The organism is Limnoraphis robusta CS-951, from assembly GCF_000972705.2.
This window is the reverse complement of the sequence record NZ_LATL02000034.1, coordinates 1-16093: the sequence shown is the minus strand read 5'-3', so window position 1 is coordinate 16093 and position 16093 is coordinate 1. Positions and strand designations below refer to the sequence as shown.

Annotated in this window: 16 protein-coding genes and 2 pseudogenes; 3 read left to right on the top strand and 15 right to left on the bottom strand. The window is 40.5% G+C overall.

Going from position 1 to position 16093, the window contains the following annotated elements; genetic code table 11:
• Positions 1 to 57 precede the first annotated feature (57 nt).
• Positions 58 to 240 (top strand): CsbD family protein, encoded by a 183-nt coding sequence (locus WN50_RS02735; RefSeq protein WP_046280956.1) that lies wholly within the window; start codon positions 58 to 60, stop codon positions 238 to 240.
• A gap of 131 nt (positions 241 to 371) precedes the next feature.
• Here WN50_RS02735 and WN50_RS02730 read toward each other — a convergent pair whose 3' ends face one another.
• From WN50_RS02730 to WN50_RS02700, 6 genes and pseudogenes are all read right to left on the bottom strand, one after another.
• The gene (locus tag WN50_RS02730; protein WP_152964684.1) at positions 372 to 584 is read right to left on the bottom strand and encodes a hypothetical protein; all 213 of its coding nucleotides are present in this window, start codon (positions 582 to 584) and stop codon (positions 372 to 374) included.
• Between the two features lie 183 nt (positions 585 to 767).
• Positions 768 to 1556, bottom strand: coding sequence for a phosphate ABC transporter ATP-binding protein PstB (gene pstB / locus WN50_RS02725; RefSeq protein ID WP_046280972.1), 789 nt, complete (start codon positions 1554 to 1556; stop codon positions 768 to 770).
• A 261-nt stretch (positions 1557 to 1817) separates the two neighbouring features.
• Positions 1818 to 2705: a phosphate ABC transporter permease PstA gene (gene pstA, locus WN50_RS02720; protein WP_046280958.1), complete on the bottom strand. Its 888-nt coding sequence runs from the start codon at positions 2703 to 2705 to the stop codon at positions 1818 to 1820.
• Between the two features lie 12 nt (positions 2706 to 2717).
• Positions 2718 to 3286 (bottom strand): annotated as a pseudogene (gene pstC, locus WN50_RS02715) (phosphate ABC transporter permease subunit PstC); the annotation flags it as partial.
• 956 nt (positions 3287 to 4242) lie between these two features.
• Complete coding sequence (locus WN50_RS02705) at positions 4243 to 4791, bottom strand: DUF3611 family protein (protein WP_046280960.1); 549 nt, start codon at positions 4789 to 4791, stop codon at positions 4243 to 4245.
• A 158-nt stretch (positions 4792 to 4949) separates the two neighbouring features.
• The gene (locus WN50_RS02700) at positions 4950 to 5258 is read right to left on the bottom strand and encodes a hypothetical protein (RefSeq protein WP_152964683.1); all 309 of its coding nucleotides are present in this window, start codon (positions 5256 to 5258) and stop codon (positions 4950 to 4952) included.
• Between the two features lie 684 nt (positions 5259 to 5942).
• Between WN50_RS02700 and WN50_RS02695 the strand changes: the two genes are divergently transcribed.
• Positions 5943 to 7157 carry a 2,3-bisphosphoglycerate-independent phosphoglycerate mutase gene (locus WN50_RS02695; RefSeq protein ID WP_046280962.1) on the top strand — a complete coding sequence of 405 codons (1215 nt, stop codon included), beginning with the start codon at positions 5943 to 5945 and terminating at the stop codon, positions 7155 to 7157.
• Between the two features lie 38 nt (positions 7158 to 7195).
• Entirely contained in the window at positions 7196 to 8068 is an 873-nt protein-coding gene (locus tag WN50_RS02690) for a YihY/virulence factor BrkB family protein (RefSeq protein WP_046280963.1), read from the top strand.
• A 151-nt stretch (positions 8069 to 8219) separates the two neighbouring features.
• Here WN50_RS02690 and WN50_RS02685 read toward each other — a convergent pair whose 3' ends face one another.
• From WN50_RS02685 to WN50_RS02645, 9 genes and pseudogenes are all read right to left on the bottom strand, one after another.
• Positions 8220 to 9701, bottom strand: a complete 1482-nt coding sequence (locus WN50_RS02685) for a cytochrome P450 (protein ID WP_046280964.1) — start codon at positions 9699 to 9701, stop codon at positions 8220 to 8222.
• Between the two features lie 1133 nt (positions 9702 to 10834).
• Positions 10835 to 11227 (bottom strand): arsenate reductase, glutathione/glutaredoxin type, encoded by a 393-nt coding sequence (arsC, locus tag WN50_RS02680; protein ID WP_046280965.1) that lies wholly within the window; start codon positions 11225 to 11227, stop codon positions 10835 to 10837.
• 36 nt (positions 11228 to 11263) lie between these two features.
• Entirely contained in the window at positions 11264 to 11719 is a 456-nt protein-coding gene (locus tag WN50_RS02675) for a phosphatase domain-containing putative toxin (protein ID WP_046280966.1), read from the bottom strand.
• A gap of 10 nt (positions 11720 to 11729) precedes the next feature.
• Positions 11730 to 12341 (bottom strand): arsenical resistance protein ArsH, encoded by a 612-nt coding sequence (gene arsH, locus WN50_RS02670; protein WP_046280967.1) that lies wholly within the window; start codon positions 12339 to 12341, stop codon positions 11730 to 11732.
• A 24-nt stretch (positions 12342 to 12365) separates the two neighbouring features.
• On the bottom strand, positions 12366 to 12815 hold the full coding sequence (locus WN50_RS02665) for an ArsI/CadI family heavy metal resistance metalloenzyme (RefSeq protein ID WP_046280968.1): 450 nt from the start codon (positions 12813 to 12815) through the stop codon (positions 12366 to 12368).
• Between the two features lie 153 nt (positions 12816 to 12968).
• Positions 12969 to 13110, bottom strand: a pseudogene (locus tag WN50_RS33685) (arsenical-resistance protein); the annotation flags it as partial.
• A gap of 8 nt (positions 13111 to 13118) precedes the next feature.
• Positions 13119 to 14267, bottom strand: a complete 1149-nt coding sequence (gene arsB / locus WN50_RS02660; RefSeq protein WP_046280969.1) for an ACR3 family arsenite efflux transporter — start codon at positions 14265 to 14267, stop codon at positions 13119 to 13121.
• A gap of 341 nt (positions 14268 to 14608) precedes the next feature.
• The coding region (locus WN50_RS02650) for a PstS family phosphate ABC transporter substrate-binding protein (RefSeq protein ID WP_053221420.1) at positions 14609 to 15535 on the bottom strand (927 nt) is incomplete at its 3' end.
• Positions 15536 to 15666: 131 nt separating this feature from the next.
• Positions 15667 to 15987, bottom strand: coding sequence for an ArsR/SmtB family transcription factor (locus tag WN50_RS02645; RefSeq protein ID WP_046280971.1), 321 nt, complete (start codon positions 15985 to 15987; stop codon positions 15667 to 15669).
• Between the last annotated feature and the right edge of the window lie 106 nt (positions 15988 to 16093).

Genomic DNA, 16093 nt, shown 5'->3' with positions numbered 1-16093 from the left:
TAAATATAGAGATTAAAAACTCTCTAAAAATTGTTCAAGAATAGGAGATATTTAATCATGTCTACTGAAGATAAAGCAAAAGCAACAGGTAAAAATATCGAAGGGAAAGCTCAAGAAGCTATGGGTAAAGTCACAGGTGATCCCGAGGATCAAGCTGAAGGTAAAATGAAGCAAGGACAAGCTCAAGCTCAACACACTGTTGAAAATGCCAAAGATAAAGCAAAGAAAGCAATTGACTAATAAAATCTAAATTTGTTGAGGTTTAGTTTCTAGTTACTATGAGGTTCAGATGAACCTCTTTTTTTTTTAGAATATAAAAACCCGATTTCTCCAAGAGATCGGGTTTTTGCAGGCTATTCTATTGAATAAAACTAGGAAAAATCTGCATCAACAGCTCCACCAGGTTCGTGAGCGATTAAAATTTGACGGTTTCCCAGGTCTGTAGTCCGTTTTTCTGAGTTGGGTTGTAACTCATTGGGATCTTCTGATTTAAAATACTCTTCAAGTTCAACAGCAGGGTCAACACCGGGATCTACATCAGAATCTATTGCGCGATCGCGATCTGATGGTTGTTGATTATTCATAATCATGTTTAAGTTCTCCTTTTGTCTTACAGATATAATCAGATTTATCTCTACATTAACGCTCATTTTAACAAGTTGACCTCTTGCTAATGAAATAAATCATTTAACTTGATAAAATCTAACTTAGGGGCGCCAACCTTACGCCCCGAAAAACACAAAAGTTGTACTTCAAGAAAATGGGATTTATCCAAAGCGACCACTTACATATTGTTGGGTTGCTTCCTCTTGGGGATCTTGAAAGATTTTCTCTGTGTTATCATACTCAACGAGATACCCAAATCGATTGCCTGAGTCTCCTTCTTCTGCGTTAAAGAAAGCCGTAAAATCAGCAACCCTTGTCGCCTGTTGCATATTGTGAGTTACGATAATTACCGTATAACTTTCTTTGAGATCGTGAATTAATTCTTCAACCTTTTGAGTAGAAACGGGGTCAAGAGAGGAACAGGGTTCATCCATTAGAATAACTTCCGGTTTCAACGCCACAGCCCGAGCAATACAGAGGCGTTGTTTTTGACCTCCAGAGAGGGATAAAGCATTTTCTTTGAGCTGATCTTTCACCTCACCCCATAAAGCCGCTTTTTTGAGAGAATTTTCCACCAATTCATCCATATCTCCCGAATACTTATTAATCCTTGCTCCATAGGCAATATTCTCATAAATTGATTTCGGAAAAGGATTAGGCTTTTGAAAAACCATGCCAATTTTTCGACGAACCTTGACCGCATCTACTTTTTGAGAATAAAGATTTTTATCTCGGAAGAAAACTTTCCCCTCAAGATGAAAGCTATCAATCAGATCATTGAGACGATTAAAACAGCGAATTAATGTACTTTTCCCGCAACCCGACGGCCCAATCAAAGCGGTTACTTGTTTGGGGGCAATTTCCATGTTTACCTTACTTAAGGCTAAGGTATCACCGTAGTAAACGCTTAACTGTTCGGTTCTAAAAACACTATCGTTGAATGACTTTATGCTTTGATTAGAGCTATTACTGCTTTTGTTGGAGCTGTTGTTACTTTCTCTATTCCTCTGAGAATTGTTTCGCTCTCTACTTGAGCGGGAGTCGCGATTTTCTGAAGAAGATTGAGGGCTTAGACTTGGCGAGCTTTTCTGTACAACTTCAACAGAAGGTTTTTGCTGAGGTTTTGTGTTTTTTCCGGTGTTATCTTGAATTTCAATATGACGATCATCCATAATTTACCTCCTAGTTTTAAGCGAAAATGAGTTGAAAACTTAATAGGTTCCTTTCTGACCAAAATAGCGAGCCAGAGCGCTGGCAATCAGAACTAACAAAACCAAAATCAATGAAGCAGCCCAGGCGAGTTCTTGTTGATTTTGATAGGGAGTCGTTGCAAAGTTGTAGATCAAAACTGACAATGCGGGAACCGTTTGATCGATGATTCCATCCGGCCAACTTTGAGAAAATATAATTGTGAACAGCAAAGGTGCCGTTTCCCCAGCCGCCCGAGCTACAGCCAGAGTAATTCCCGTTACAATTGCCGGAATCGCAGCCGGAACAACAATCTGCAAAACGGTATGAAAACTTGATGCTCCCACACCAACAGAAGCCCAACGAACATCTTTTGGTACCAGTTGTAATGCTTCATCTGTGGTTCTGACAATGATCGGAAGCATGAGAATGGCGATGGCAAATCCTCCTGCTAAAGTCGAGAATTTATCCATCGTTAAAACCACGACAGTATAAGCAAAAATTCCGACAATAATTGAAGGAACACCGCTCAAAATGTTGGTGGCAAAGCGAATCCATTTGACAATTCCTTTATTGCTGAATTCGGAAAGATAAATACCCGCTCCAATGCCAATGGGAATACTAATCGCTGCGGCAATGCCAACAATGAGGAATGTTCCGGCGATCGCCGCAGCAATTCCCCCCCCTTCTTGCCCTGCGGTGGGAATATTTTCGGTAAACAGAGCCAGATTAAATCGACCCAATCCTTTAACAATCACATAAGAAATGACTAAGCCTAAAGGCAAAATAGCCAAACCCAACAGGAAAAAAGCCAATCCTGTTAAAAGCTTTTCAATCAGATTGCTCGAATCAGATCCTTCGATACTCTGATTCGGAAAACCATCTTCCCGTGTTGTTGCTCCTGAAGTCATTAATAATTCTCCCTAAAACTTCTTGACCTGACGGACAATCCATTCCGCCAAAATATTAACGATTAGCGTAATCACAAAGAGAACGGCTCCGGCATACATTAAAGAAGATTTTTGTAAGCCGCTGGCTTCGGGAAACTGATTGGCAATTAGAGAGGCAATTGTATTCCCAGGCGCAAAGAGAGAAACATTCAATTCATTACTATTTCCAATCACCATTGTCACGGCCATTGTTTCTCCCAAAGCCCGACCCAATCCCAACATAATGCCGCCGACAATTCCCGAAAATGCAGCCGGAATTAAAACGCTAAAAATAGTTTGCCATCGAGTCGAACCCACTCCATAAGAGGCACTTCTTAACTCGGGGGGTAAAGAAGCGAGAGAATCCCGAGAAATAGCCGTAATAATCGGCAAAATCATAATGGATAAAATCACTCCGGCGGGCAACATTCCAGGCCCAATGGGTTCGGTACCAAATAGGGGAATCCAGCCCAGATATTTGTGTAGCCATCCACCAATTATTAGCAAAAACGGAATCAGGACATAAATTCCCCATAATCCATAAACAACACTGGGTATTGCGGNCCCGAGAAATAGCCGTAATAATCGGCAAAATCATAATGGATAAAATCACTCCGGCGGGCAACATTCCAGGCCCAATGGGTTCGGTACCAAATAGGGGAATCCAGCCCAGATATTTGTGTAGCCATCCACCAATTATTAGCAAAAACGGAATCAGGACATAAATTCCCCATAATCCATAAACAACACTGGGTATTGCGGCTAATAATTCCACCAGAAAAGTCAGCACAGTCCGAACGGAAACGGGCAGAAAGTTTTCGCTCAAAACTAGGGCGCTGGCAATGGCAATGGGAACCGCAATTAACAGGGCAATTAAGGAACTAACAATCGTTCCATAAATCATGGGGAGTATCCCATAGTTACTTTCGGGAGGGTTCCAGGCGCTTGTATATATAAAGCTGGCTCCAAATTCTTTAATTGCAGGTACACCCGCAAGCGTAACTTGAATTGCCAGCCAAATTAAAACGGCTGCTACGCTAAATGCTAGAATCCGGTTGAGCCAAAAAAAGGTTTGATCGGTTATCTGTTCCCGCGATGAACGATTATCTTCATCGGCTTGAGAACTCTGAGCATTAGAAGTCATACTCAAACAATAATTTAACTTGAACAATTTCACAGAGAAGAAATCTATCAAAATTGCTCGGAATCTCTATTACAAGTGCCGAAGAATATGGATTGATTCTGCTTTAAATCCCTGTGAATGCCTTAAAGTTAAATCAGACTAACCTGATTCTCTGTCCCTCATGGGATAGATTTATTAAAAAAAACTTATTTTCTTTTTATAACTGAAGACTGAATTTTATAAAAATAGAGATTTTTCCTAAAAATTTAATGTTTCAATAACCAAAATTTAACTTAAATTTAACCTAAATTGTATACAGTATAGGGTTAGTTTTAATTTCTACTGTTCAAAGGATTAATGAATCACAAATCCGGCGACTAACCCCGTACTCAGTTCTTAGACTCGATACTTCAACCAGATTGAGGTCACAGTCCCAATAAAGTGAGCCGCAACACCATTCAAATTAGCAACGAGAATCAAAACATCCAGCGCTCGCACCGCTTCGCTGGCATCGGTTAGCGTCGTTCCTGGAGGTTGGGAAATAGTTTTAGCAACTAACACGGCGGCTGTTAAAGCGGAACCGATTAAAGTCACAAAAATTCCCCCTAAACCGATGATTAATCCGAGATTTATCAGTCGAATTAAATCGGATTTAGGAGGGGGTTTAGTGGAGTCAGCTTTTCGCAAACGTTGACCAACTCGCGTATACCAAAATGACAAAACAATACTCGCTCCGGCCGCTAAAATTCCACAGACTGCAAAAAATATTCCCCCTCCCATTGCTGGATTCGTTTGTGCGGAAACCTGACGACCTGTAATTACAAATAACAAAGAAATTCCCGAAACCAAAACTCCCACGAGTTGTAGCCAGAAGCAACTCCATCCAGTCAAACGTAGGTTCAATGCTTTCTTCTTTAATGTGGTAGAAACGGACGAACTATTCATCTTTAAATTTTGCTATTGGGTTTTTAAAACGTTTGATAAAGCTGACATGATTTAGCCTCAATTTTAAACCAAGTCCAACTCTAAAGCTGATGAAACTTTTCTCAAAATCCTGTTTATATTCAGCAAGAAATGAGGCTATTCACTGCATCTTTCAGCTTCTAGGATTTTAACGAGGGTTGAGATTGTCGGCGATAAACTGAACTCAACAACAGATCTAATACACCTGCCTGTCTTGCTCTGAAGACGGCTTTATGAGTAATCAAATCACCAATATCGAGAATAATTTGACCTTGTTCATCTCGAATGATGCGCTTAATTGGACGGCCTAGAGCTGCCTTAATTTCCTTGTCTTGTGTGATTTGAGCGATTTGTTCTTCAGAGAGTTTAACATCTTTTGGCTTCTCTTTGCTTCTTCCTCCTCCGGGTGATCCCATCTGAACTTGTTTTAGATAACTCGGTACTATCACTTGTTATAACCTCCTGTTTTGTTTTTGGATTGAACGCCATTTTAGTTGGAAATGTAGGTTTTAAAAAACTATATTTTAAAAATTTGCCCCACTTATAATATAGTTAGAATCCCCTCTAAGTTTTATCTCCCATAGGTCATAAGTTTAGCGTTAAAGGGCATTGTCATCAAAAACAGAGTCCTTCAACTCCATTGAGAACCGTCCCCAAAAATGCCCAGAGTCTCAAAGTTTGTTATTTTAGCAGAGGAAAATACCAGACTGACCCAAATCAGATTAAATCATTCTAAAAATCATGAAAATTCAAAACATTATTCATCTTGATCAAAACAACTCTTGAGATTTGACAATCTCAGGCTGAAGTTTGCAAAACAGTCAACGTTACTCCGAGCAATAGTGTACAAGTTTAGAATTTCCCCACTAAATTTTTGGCAAATTAACGGCAAACAGGGGTAATTGTTAACTGGTCACGGGTCACTGACTGCACCTCCTGATGGTAATTTCTGTCCGATTGCAGTGATTAATCCGTCTTAGGTTAGAGGAAATTTGATCTATATTTATATATCTTAAAGATATTGGTGTAAAATCGGAAAGTTTAACCCAAAATCCAAGGGTAAGGCGAGCATTGCCTCAGTTAAATCATCTGAAATTAGATGGATTAATCAGACAGTAGAGGGAACGATCATCATGGATATTACAACCGTTTGGGAAGAACTCGCCTGGGAACGAGGCGGCAAAATTATATACATTATTATCGATGGGGTTGGAGGGCTTCCTCACCCCGAAAAAGGCGGCACTGAACTGCAAATTGCTCACACTCCCAACCTCGATCAAATTGCTCAACAGTCGAGTTGTGGATTGTTAGAAATTGTCGGCCCGGGAATTACACCCGGAAGCGGCCCGGGTCATTTAAGTTTGTTTGGTTACGACCCTCTGATTTATGATGTGGGTCGGGGAATTTTATCGGCTTTGGGGATTGAATTTGACCTACAACCGGGAGATGTTGCCGCACGGGTTAACTTCGCAACTGTTGATGAACAAGGAAAGGTTTCAGACCGTCGTGCAGGTCGCATTGACACTGATTTGAACCGTCGTTTATGTAAAAAAATTAACGAAAAAGTTACCCTAGATTTTGAGGGTGAATATTTTTTTGAAACGGTTAGTCAGCATCGAGCGGTGTTTGTATTGCGAGGAAAAGAATTAGATGGTCAGTTAGAAGATACCGACCCCCAAGTGACGGGAATTCCGCCAAAAGATCCGAAGCCGTCGTCAGAAGAATCGGAAGTAACAGCCGAGTTAGTGAGGTCTTTTATCGCCCAAGTTAATCAAGTTCTCGCGGATGAACAACCTGCGAATAGCATTTTAATGCGAGGATTTGATCGTTATGTTCCTTTTCCGTCTTTAAGCGATCGTTTTGGGTTAAATGGGGTTTGTATCGCTGATTATCCCATGTATCGAGGGGTGAGTCGTTTGGTGGGAATGGACGTTTTACCGCGTCCGGGTGGCATGAAACAACGCTTTCAAGTGTTAGAATCTTGCTACGGTGATGATTATAATTTCTATTTTCTTCATGTTAAACATTCTGATAGTCGCGGCGAAGATGAAGACTTTGATGCTAAAGTTCAGGTGATTGAAGAAGTCGATCAATTGATGCCGATTGTTACTCAATTAAATCCCGATGTATTAGTCGTCAGTGCGGATCATTCTACACCTGCAATTCTGGGCCGTCATAGTTGGCATCCGGTTCCCGTAATGATGCGAGCAAAAACAGCAAGAATTGATGATGTGGCGACGTTTGATGAATATGCTTGTTTGCACGGTGCGTTGGGAACAAGACCCGGTGTTCATTTAATCGGATTGGCATTGGCTCATGCTCAACGATTGCGAAAATTTGGGGCTTAATTTAGCCAGATTTTTTATTAGTTATTTGGAGTAATTTTATGGGATTTAAGAAAATTTTTCGGCTACTAAAAGAAACATTTAAAGAATGGCAAGAGGATAAGTCTTCTAGTTTGGCGGCTGCTTTGGCTTATTACACTGTTTTTTCATTGGCACCGTTATTAATTATTGTGATTGCGATCGCCGGAGCTATTTTTGGAGAAGAAGCGGCTCGGGGTGAAATTGTTGGTCAAATTCAAGGGTTAGTCGGAAAACAGGGTGCAACGGTTATAGAAGAAGCAATTCAAAATGCAGATCAACCTCAAATTAGTAGTATTGCTTCAATTTTTAGCATTATTTTTCTGTTGATGGGTGCGTCTGGAGTATTTCTTCATTTGCAGGAATCTCTCAATGCCATCTGGAATGTGAAAGCCCAGCCTAAAAACGGTATTGCCGGATTGATTAGAAAGCGCATTTTATCATTTTCTGCGGTTCTCGGAATTGGATTTTTACTATTAGTTTCTCTAATTCTCAGTGCTGCTATTTCAGCGATGAGTAATTATTTTAGTGGTCTAATTCCCGGTGCAGATTTCTTGTGGCAAATTCTCAACTTTGTGGTTTCTTTTGGGGTGATTACTTTGTTATTTGCCTTAATGTTTAAGTTCTTACCCGATGCTAAAATTCAGTGGAGTGACGTTTGGATTGGTTCGCTGATTACGGCTTTCTTATTTACGATTGGGAAATTTGCCCTCGGACTCTATCTCGGACGGGGCAGCTTTGGTTCAACCTATGGCGCTGCGGGTTCTCTGGTGATTATTTTGGCCTGGGTTTACTACTCCGCTCAAATTCTATTTTTTGGCGCAGAATTTACTCAAGTTTATGCGAGAAAATATGGCTCTCGAATTGTTCCCGATGAACACGCGATCCGAGTTTAATTTACGAGAAAAAACCGTTTGTTATCAAGGAATTTTTGTATAAAAATAGATGGAGTGAAGCCCAGAAAAGACCAAAAGTTAAACAGTTGAAATTAGGGATTTTCAGAGCAACACTCGATCTATAAATGTAAAATTTATTCTTGAAAAGATTCTATGAAGGTAACTTCACCATTTCTCTAACGTTCCCTTCTACACTGCCAACTCCCCGCATAAATTCCCGATCTTGTGGACAGACTTTCATTTGCATTCCAAATTTGGGTTTAATGGAAATAAAACCGCCGCGATCTATTTTTTGCACTGGAAGATATTCCCATCGGAAACGTTGCAATAACATCGCCAAAACGATTTTAATTTCCATCATCGCAAAAGCCGCACCCAAACATAAACGGGGGCCTGCACTAAACGGATTATATTCATAGATGGAAGGATTAAGATTCTCCCACCGTTGGGGATTAAAAGCTTCCGGAGCGGGATAAATTTCGGGCATATGATGGGTGTGATAAATACTGACAAAAACCTCGGTTCCTTTGGGGAGGATATAACCTCCTAATTCCGTGGTCTGGGAAGTCACCCGTCCATTCCAGGGAACAGAAGTGATTACTCGCAAACTTTCCTTAATTACTCTTTCTAATAAAGGTAATTGCTGTAATTGTTCGACTGTTGGGGAGTTGCCATGCAGGGTATTTTCGAGTTCATCCAGAAGATCTGCACAGACTTGAGGATGTTGGGAAAGCAATAATAAAGTCCAAGTTAGAGCGTTGGCTGTGGTTTCGTGTCCGGCGAGAAAAATAACTCCGGTATGAGCGATTAATTCATCTTCTGTTAAAGGATGACCCGTATCTTCATAACGGGCTTTGATTAACATTGAAAGTACATCTGGGTCGGGAGTTGCTTTGGCTTTTTTTTCAGCTATAATCCCTTTCATTTGCGTTTCAAATAGGCTCAAGTAATTGAGATAGCGATGAAAACTCAAGCCGGGTAAATCCAGGGGTAAAAGTTTTGTTAGAGGGTTGATTTGAAAATTAATAATCTCTTGCAGTAAACTTCCTGCACTGCGATCTTTTTCGGTAACATCTTCGCCAAATAAACTTTTAGTGGCAATTCTTAACGTTAAGATTTTCATCAATTGGTTAATTTCACAAGGCTCATTCACCTTGATTTGTTCGAGTTCCGACTGCGTGATGTCAACCATATCATTTCGATAAGAACGAAGTTGTTGATGATGAAAAGCTGGCATCATTAATTTTCGTTGCTGCAAGTGAGTCTCGTCATTGACTCCAAATAGTCCAACACCATAATTTTTTAAGGGTTTAGTTCGTTCTGAAACATCTTTGTAACGATAAAGTGTTCCCGATAAAGGTGCTTTATGATAAATATGACTTTCAGTGGCAACTTGACGAACAATTTCCGGCCCGTAAGCAATAACACTACCCGGACAGTCAGAAGCAGGAGAATAAAGATTTGTTCCCCCTCCCGCCACTAAAGAAGCAACTTTACCATAGGTTTTGAACAGTTCATTACTGTAGGCAATTGAGTCTTTGGCGAAGCTGATCGTATTAATTGTACGCCCGAGTAAGGGTAAGGAACTGGGGCCTGGAATTGTCCAGGTGTTTTGATTGGCGATCGCAGTCATCTTTCTTTCTCCCCGATCTCTAAATTTGCTTTTATATCTGTTCAAATTAACATAAAGATCTATAAATTGCAAAAGTTTTATTCTGAATGTTCCTAATGATTGTAGAATACTAAAAGCTTGGCTCTAACGTTTACTAAAATTTGTCTCCCTATGCAAAATCTAGGCTATTTATCGGAGAGCGGAATTTTGGATTGGGTCTTCGTGTTTGGATATCTGGGGATTACCGTTTTTATCATGTGGCAAGTGTTTAATACAAAACCCCGATAACATCAACAAAAAAGTACCCCAACTCCTGGGTACTTATCATATAACTCTAGCTCATCCTGATTCAATGACGTTTCATCCAAATCAACTTTAGGAGTTGGGTTGATTACTTGATTTTAAATCGGCATTAGACAGAAGCAATTACCTGTATAAGTATTGTTCTGTTCTAGATTTATCAAACTGAATTCTGAAGTCAGTTATCTGTCTGGATGAAACCCTGATTAGCTCATATCCATCTTCTCAGTCATGGGTTGGGAAAATTACCGTGAACTTTCTTGAGTTTGTATGATTTTGTTTGAAAAAGTATGATGCTGAAAACATCAAGTGATTTATAGCAATGAGCAGGTTAATGTTTACAACTTCTTTGTGTCTTTGTGTCTTGGTGGTAACATTCAAGGCTTGACCCTTGTAAACAAGCNTAATGTTTACAACTTCTTTGTGTCTTTGTGTCTTGGTGGTAACATTCAAGGCTTGACCCTTGTAAACAAGCCAGCGCGACCTGCTATAATTTGCTCAAACCCCTCCCCTCTAAGGATTTCAAAGAGATTGTTATTGAGGGAAAAGAACAGATAGAATAAATCTAATTCTAATAAAACCTCCCTAAGACAGAACTTTAGCGAGATAAAAAAAGATAAAGTAAGTTTAGCTTCATACGCATAGTTCCAGGGGATCGGGTTGGCTTGCGTTTCTGATCCCCATTTTTGATTTGCACTCTATCAACTCTGCAATAACAGATTATTGTTCTGGATAAAGTTTAGATGATGATCTCTATTTTTAGACGATGTATTTTCCGAGAAGTTCAATTCATTGAAGACTTAAATAAGTTGGGTTTCGCAACCCAACCTACACTGTCACAAATACAGGCAAAATCAACTCAATTTTTCAATTAATTTTTCAACTCTTTCCTTGACTTCTTCTCGTACACGGGGAAAGATTTCCGGTTGTTCGGCAGGGTCATCAAGTTGCCAATCTTCAAACACTTCTCTTGTTACCCATTCAGGCGGTAAATTCACCCCACAACCACACAAAGAAATCACCGCATCATAATCTTCCGAGTTAAATTCACTTAAGGCGTTAGAAGTTTGATCGCTAATATCAATTCCTACTTCTGACATTGCCTTAATTGCATGAGGATTTACTTCGCTGGCTTCTAAACCTGAACTGGTTACAGCAATTTTTCCCTCACCTAATTTTTTAGCAAATCCTTCCGCCATTTGAGAACGAGAAGAATTTTTCTTGCAAACAAACATGACTCGCTTCATCAGAATTACTCCCTATTTTGTCTAAAATTGACCGAATTATTGTGCTAGTTTTTGCAGAAAATCAATTTGAGCTTCTCGTAATTCAACTTCTGGGTTTGCCTGCAAAATTGTTTTAATTGCATCATTAGAAGATGAACCAGAACCAATTAAATAAGCAGCTAAAACAGTACCCGTTCGGCGTCTACCACTGGTACAATGAACTGCAACAGCATTCCCCAAAGAATTTTGACTGTTAATAAACGCCTGTAATTCTTTAATTTGTTCCTCAGTTGGAGCGGTTCCTCCAGTCACAGGAACCCACAAATAAGGGATATTTGCCTGTTGATACAGGTCTAGGTTTGATGGGTCATCCATCACCGAAATAATAGCGTTAATTCCTGCGGCTTGAAGTTCTGATAACTCCTCTGCGGTTGGTTTCCGAACTCCAGCGAGTTTTCCGGGAATTACCCACCACAAATTTTCGGTAATTGGCTGATTAAGTTGCTGTTCCATCTTGTGAGAATTAGTTCGATTTTTCTTTGCGTTCGCTGTAACGATCAGTCAGATAATCAACCTGATCTCGCAACAGTAACGTGAACTTATAAAGTTCCTCCATGACATCAACAACGCGATCGCGATAGGGTGAATCTTTCATCGTTCCATCTTCGTTAAATTCTTGATAGGCTTTCGCCACAGAAGATTGATTAGGAATGGTAAACATTCGCATCCATCGACCCAAAATTCGCATGGTATTTACAGCGTTAAAAGATTGGGAACCTCCACTCACTTGCATCACAGCTAATGTTTTTCCTTGAGTGGGTCGAACGGCACCAATTTCTAATGGAATCCAGTCAATTTGATTCTTGAGAATCCCAGTAATATTACCGTGCATTTCGGGAGATGACCAGACTTGACCTTCAGACCATTGACTCAGTTCTCGAAGTTCTTGAACGAGAGGATGAGATTCTTCAACCCTCCCCCGCAGTGGTAAGTCATGGGGGTGAAAAAACTTAACTTCTGCTCCCATTTCTGTAATAATTTTCGCGGCTTCTTCTGCTAAAAAACGACTATAAGAGCGTTCTCGCAAGGAACCATACAAAAAGAGAATTCTGGGGGGATGATCGAATTTTTCCATCGGTGTTAACGTGAGGATTGATGACTATTTACAGCAAGAAGATTTAACCGTTTCAGCAGCTTCTGAGCGGGTCGTGAATAAATTCTCTTCTGGGGTGGTATCTGCAAGTTTAACCACAAAGATTTCCCAACGATTTCCATCAGGGTCAGTCACCCAAACTTTATCTTGAATGGCATAACAACAGTCGGTATTGTGTTCTTCAAACGTTGCCAGTTTTGCCTGTTGAAATCGTTGAATCGCCGCTTGTACGGTTTCTGAACTGTCAACTTGAATTCCTAAGTGAGATAACGTTCCACCCGGTTGAATTTCTTCGGCTAAATTCAGCGTTAGATTGAGCGGAGGATTGGTCACATCAAACTTAGCATAATCAGCCTTATATTTGACAGGTTCAACTCCAAATAAAGTCTGATAAAAGCTAACTGACTGTTCTAAGTTAGTGACAATTAATGCGACATGAGTTTGAAAGACAGACATAATTCACCTCTAATTTAAAGAAGAATTCAGAAGTCAGAATTCAGGAGTCAGTAATCTGATCAATTGAAGGTCGATTTAAACCCCAAGACGAGTCCGCCAGTCGCACAGAATTAAATTCTGAATTCTGTCTCCTGACTCCTGACTACTTTATTGTTAACACTTCAAACAACGGGGATCAAGTAAGGTTGCTTTTTCGGGTTCACGGGGAAACCAAGAAGCCGTTCGTTTACAAACTTCTACCAACATTAACATCACCGGAACTTCTATTAAAACCCCGACAACGGTTGCTAATGCGNTTTATTGTTAACACTTCAAACAACGGGGATCAAGTAAGGTTGCTTTTTCGGGTTCACGGGGAAACCAAGAAGCCGTTCGTTTACAAACTTCTACCAACATTAACATCACCGGAACTTCTATTAAAACCCCGACAACGGTTGCTAATGCGGCTCCTGAATTTAAACCAAATAATGTCACTGCTGTCGCAATTGCTACTTCAAAATGATTACTTGCCCCAATTAAAGCAGCAGGTGCAGCATCTTCATAGTACAAATTCATCTTTAATCCAGCAACATAAGAAATCAAAAAGATGAAGTTGGTTTGAAGAAACAAAGGAATTGCAATCAACACAATATGCAGGGGATTTTCAACAATCAATTCTCCCTTGAAAGCAAACAGTAACACCAAGGTAATCAATAAAGCGGACGTCGCAACGGGACTTAAATACTTCAAGAACCTGCGTTCAAACCAAGCTTTGCCTTTATGTTTGAAAATCCAATAGCGACTATACATCCCGGCTGCTAACGGTAATCCCACATAGATTAATACCGATAAAACAATCGTTTCCCAAGGCACCGTTAAATCATTTGCTGAGAGCAACCAACGCCCTAAAGGAGCATATAAAAACAACATTGCTAAGGAGTTAATCGCCACCATCACTAACGTATGTCCTTGGTTACTGTAGGAGAGATATCCCCACATCAAAACCATCGCCGTACAAGGAGCAATTCCGAGTAAAATTGTACCCGCAATATAAGAATCAGCCAGTTGAACTTCTGTTCCTCTTAAGACCTCCGTCGCAGTCAGCAAGGGACGAAATAACCACCCCAAAAAAAACTGAGAAAAGGCGACCATTGTAAAGGGTTTAATCAGCCAGTTAACAACCAACGTTAGGATAACAGGTTTGGGTGCTTGTACGGCTTGACGAGCCTGGGTGAAATCAATTTTCACCATGATGGGATACATCATAAAAAACAGGCAGATTGCGATGGGAATTGACACCTGATAAACGCTCATGGAATCAAGTGTAACTGCCACACCGGGAAACAATCTTCCTAAGACAATCCCAGCAATAATACACAAAAATACCCAAACGGTGAGATATTTTTCAAAAACGCTGAGTTGACCGCCTGCCTGTACGGCAGACTCATTAACTTGAGGTGAATTAACACTCATTTAAATTCCTAAAAAATACGCTACAACCGACTAATATTCAGTGAACTTTGTTAGCACTTCATCAATGGTCATTGTCAGTTCAGATTCACCGCTAAACACCGTGCCAACTTTGGTTTTGTGGTAGTTGCGATAAAGTTTGGCGTAGTCATCTTCCTCGAAGGGAATATAACCCACTGAACTGACAACATTCGGTGCTTTTCGCAAATAAAAATCGATAAATTCATTCATCAAGGGGTTATTTTGAGCGGAGACTGCGTTAACATAAATAAACAACGGCCGCGCCAAAGGTCTATAGTTATTTCCTTGCACCGCTTCGAGAGAGGGAGTCACCGCAGAACCCNTTTGGCGTAGTCATCTTCCTCGAAGGGAATATAACCCACTGAACTGACAACATTCGGTGCTTTTCGCAAATAAAAATCGATAAATTCATTCATCAAGGGGTTATTTTGAGCGGAGACTGCGTTAACATAAATAAACAACGGCCGCGCCAAAGGTCTATAGTTATTTCCTTGCACCGCTTCGAGAGAGGGAGTCACCGCAGAACCCCTACCATTATCAATTCCTAACGGCTTTAATTTGTCTTTATTTGCATCATAGTAGGCATAGCCAAAATAACCTAAAGCGTTGGGATTTGCAGCGACTCCCTGCACTAAAATATCATCATCTTCACTAGCCGTATAATCAGTCCGAGAAGCGCCAGATTGACCGACAATTGCTTCTGTAAAATAATCAAAAGTTCCTGAATCTGTTCCCGGCCCAAACAACACTAAAGGTCTATCTGGCCAAGACGAACGAACTTGATTCCATTTCGTAATTTTTCCTTGCGCCCCTGGTTCCCAAATTCTCTTTAACTCCTCAACAGTTATGTCAGAAGCCCAAGTATTTTGGGGATGAACCACAACGGTTAGCGCATCAAACGCCACTGGAAGTTCAATATAAGAAATTTTGTTTTGTTTGCAGGTTTCCATCTCGTTTTTGAGAATGGGGCGAGAAGCATTGCTGATATCGGTTTCCCCGGCACAGAATTTTTTAAAACCGCCTCCGGTTCCCGAAAAGTTTGCGGTTACATCAACATCTTTTGCATTCTCGGCGTTAAATTGTTGGACAATTTTTTCCGTAATCGGATAAACCGTACTGGAACCATCAATTTTTATGGGTTGGTTTTGCTGGGACTGACTCGAACCACAAGCAGACAAGAGGATAGTTGCACTCAAGGCTAAACTGGCTGTTTTAAAGGTGTTTAGCCTGTTTTTAGAGGTTGTACTCATCGCTTTCTCCTCCTTTGCGGAGTTGAAGGTATACTGTTACTATATCAAAAAATTTTGATGAGTCAAGTAAAGTTACATAAAGATTTTCTCCACAAGGATAGTTTAGAAGTAAAAATTTTGATGAGTCCTGGTTAATCGCATTTACGACTCGGCCAAATGGGGCTGAAGCGGCGAAATTCCGACAGGTACTCCTCTAGGGCGATGAACTGGGCGAGGTTGAGGCGATAATAAATCCATCGTCCTTCTGCGCGAGATTGGATTAAACCTGCATTTTTGAGGATTTTCAGGTGAAACGAGAGTTTAGACTGAGCCAGGTCAAGCTGTTCACAGAGTTCACAAACGCACAACTCCGCCTCTCGCAACTGGGCTATAATCTCCATCCGCAGGGGGTCAGATAGGGCGTGGAATCCAGCAGCAAGTAAAGTTGATGATTCAGTAGACGTTGCTTTCATCAAAATTTGTTGATACCATTACCAAAAATTGCCGCACACGCCCCTACCTTCAGGTATGGGGATATAAGGCTCTTTCTAATGCTATAATAACTCTACTGGCAGGGTA

What these genes read in the sequence shown, in the direction of transcription:
- arsC (WP_046280965.1), bottom strand. Translation starts at nt 11,227, where the DNA reads ATGAAGCGAGTCATGTTTGTTTGCAAGAAAAATTCTTCTCGTTCTCAA.
- WN50_RS02705 (WP_046280960.1), bottom strand. Translation starts at nt 4,791, where the DNA reads ATGAATAGTTCGTCCGTTTCTACCACATTAAAGAAGAAAGCATTGAAC.
- WN50_RS02735 (WP_046280956.1), top strand. Translation starts at nt 58, where the DNA reads ATGTCTACTGAAGATAAAGCAAAAGCAACAGGTAAAAATATCGAAGGG.
- pstA (WP_046280958.1), bottom strand. Translation starts at nt 2,705, where the DNA reads ATGACTTCAGGAGCAACAACACGGGAAGATGGTTTTCCGAATCAGAGT.
- WN50_RS02730 (WP_152964684.1), bottom strand. Translation starts at nt 584, where the DNA reads ATGAATAATCAACAACCATCAGATCGCGATCGCGCAATAGATTCTGAT.
- WN50_RS02685 (WP_046280964.1), bottom strand. Translation starts at nt 9,701, where the DNA reads ATGACTGCGATCGCCAATCAAAACACCTGGACAATTCCAGGCCCCAGT.
- WN50_RS02675 (WP_046280966.1), bottom strand. Translation starts at nt 11,719, where the DNA reads ATGGAACAGCAACTTAATCAGCCAATTACCGAAAATTTGTGGTGGGTA.
- arsB (WP_046280969.1), bottom strand. Translation starts at nt 14,267, where the DNA reads ATGAGTGTTAATTCACCTCAAGTTAATGAGTCTGCCGTACAGGCAGGC.
- arsH (WP_046280967.1), bottom strand. Translation starts at nt 12,341, where the DNA reads ATGGAAAAATTCGATCATCCCCCCAGAATTCTCTTTTTGTATGGTTCC.
- WN50_RS02665 (WP_046280968.1), bottom strand. Translation starts at nt 12,815, where the DNA reads ATGTCTGTCTTTCAAACTCATGTCGCATTAATTGTCACTAACTTAGAA.
- WN50_RS02695 (WP_046280962.1), top strand. Translation starts at nt 5,943, where the DNA reads ATGGATATTACAACCGTTTGGGAAGAACTCGCCTGGGAACGAGGCGGC.
- WN50_RS02690 (WP_046280963.1), top strand. Translation starts at nt 7,196, where the DNA reads ATGGGATTTAAGAAAATTTTTCGGCTACTAAAAGAAACATTTAAAGAA.
- WN50_RS02645 (WP_046280971.1), bottom strand. Translation starts at nt 15,987, where the DNA reads ATGAAAGCAACGTCTACTGAATCATCAACTTTACTTGCTGCTGGATTC.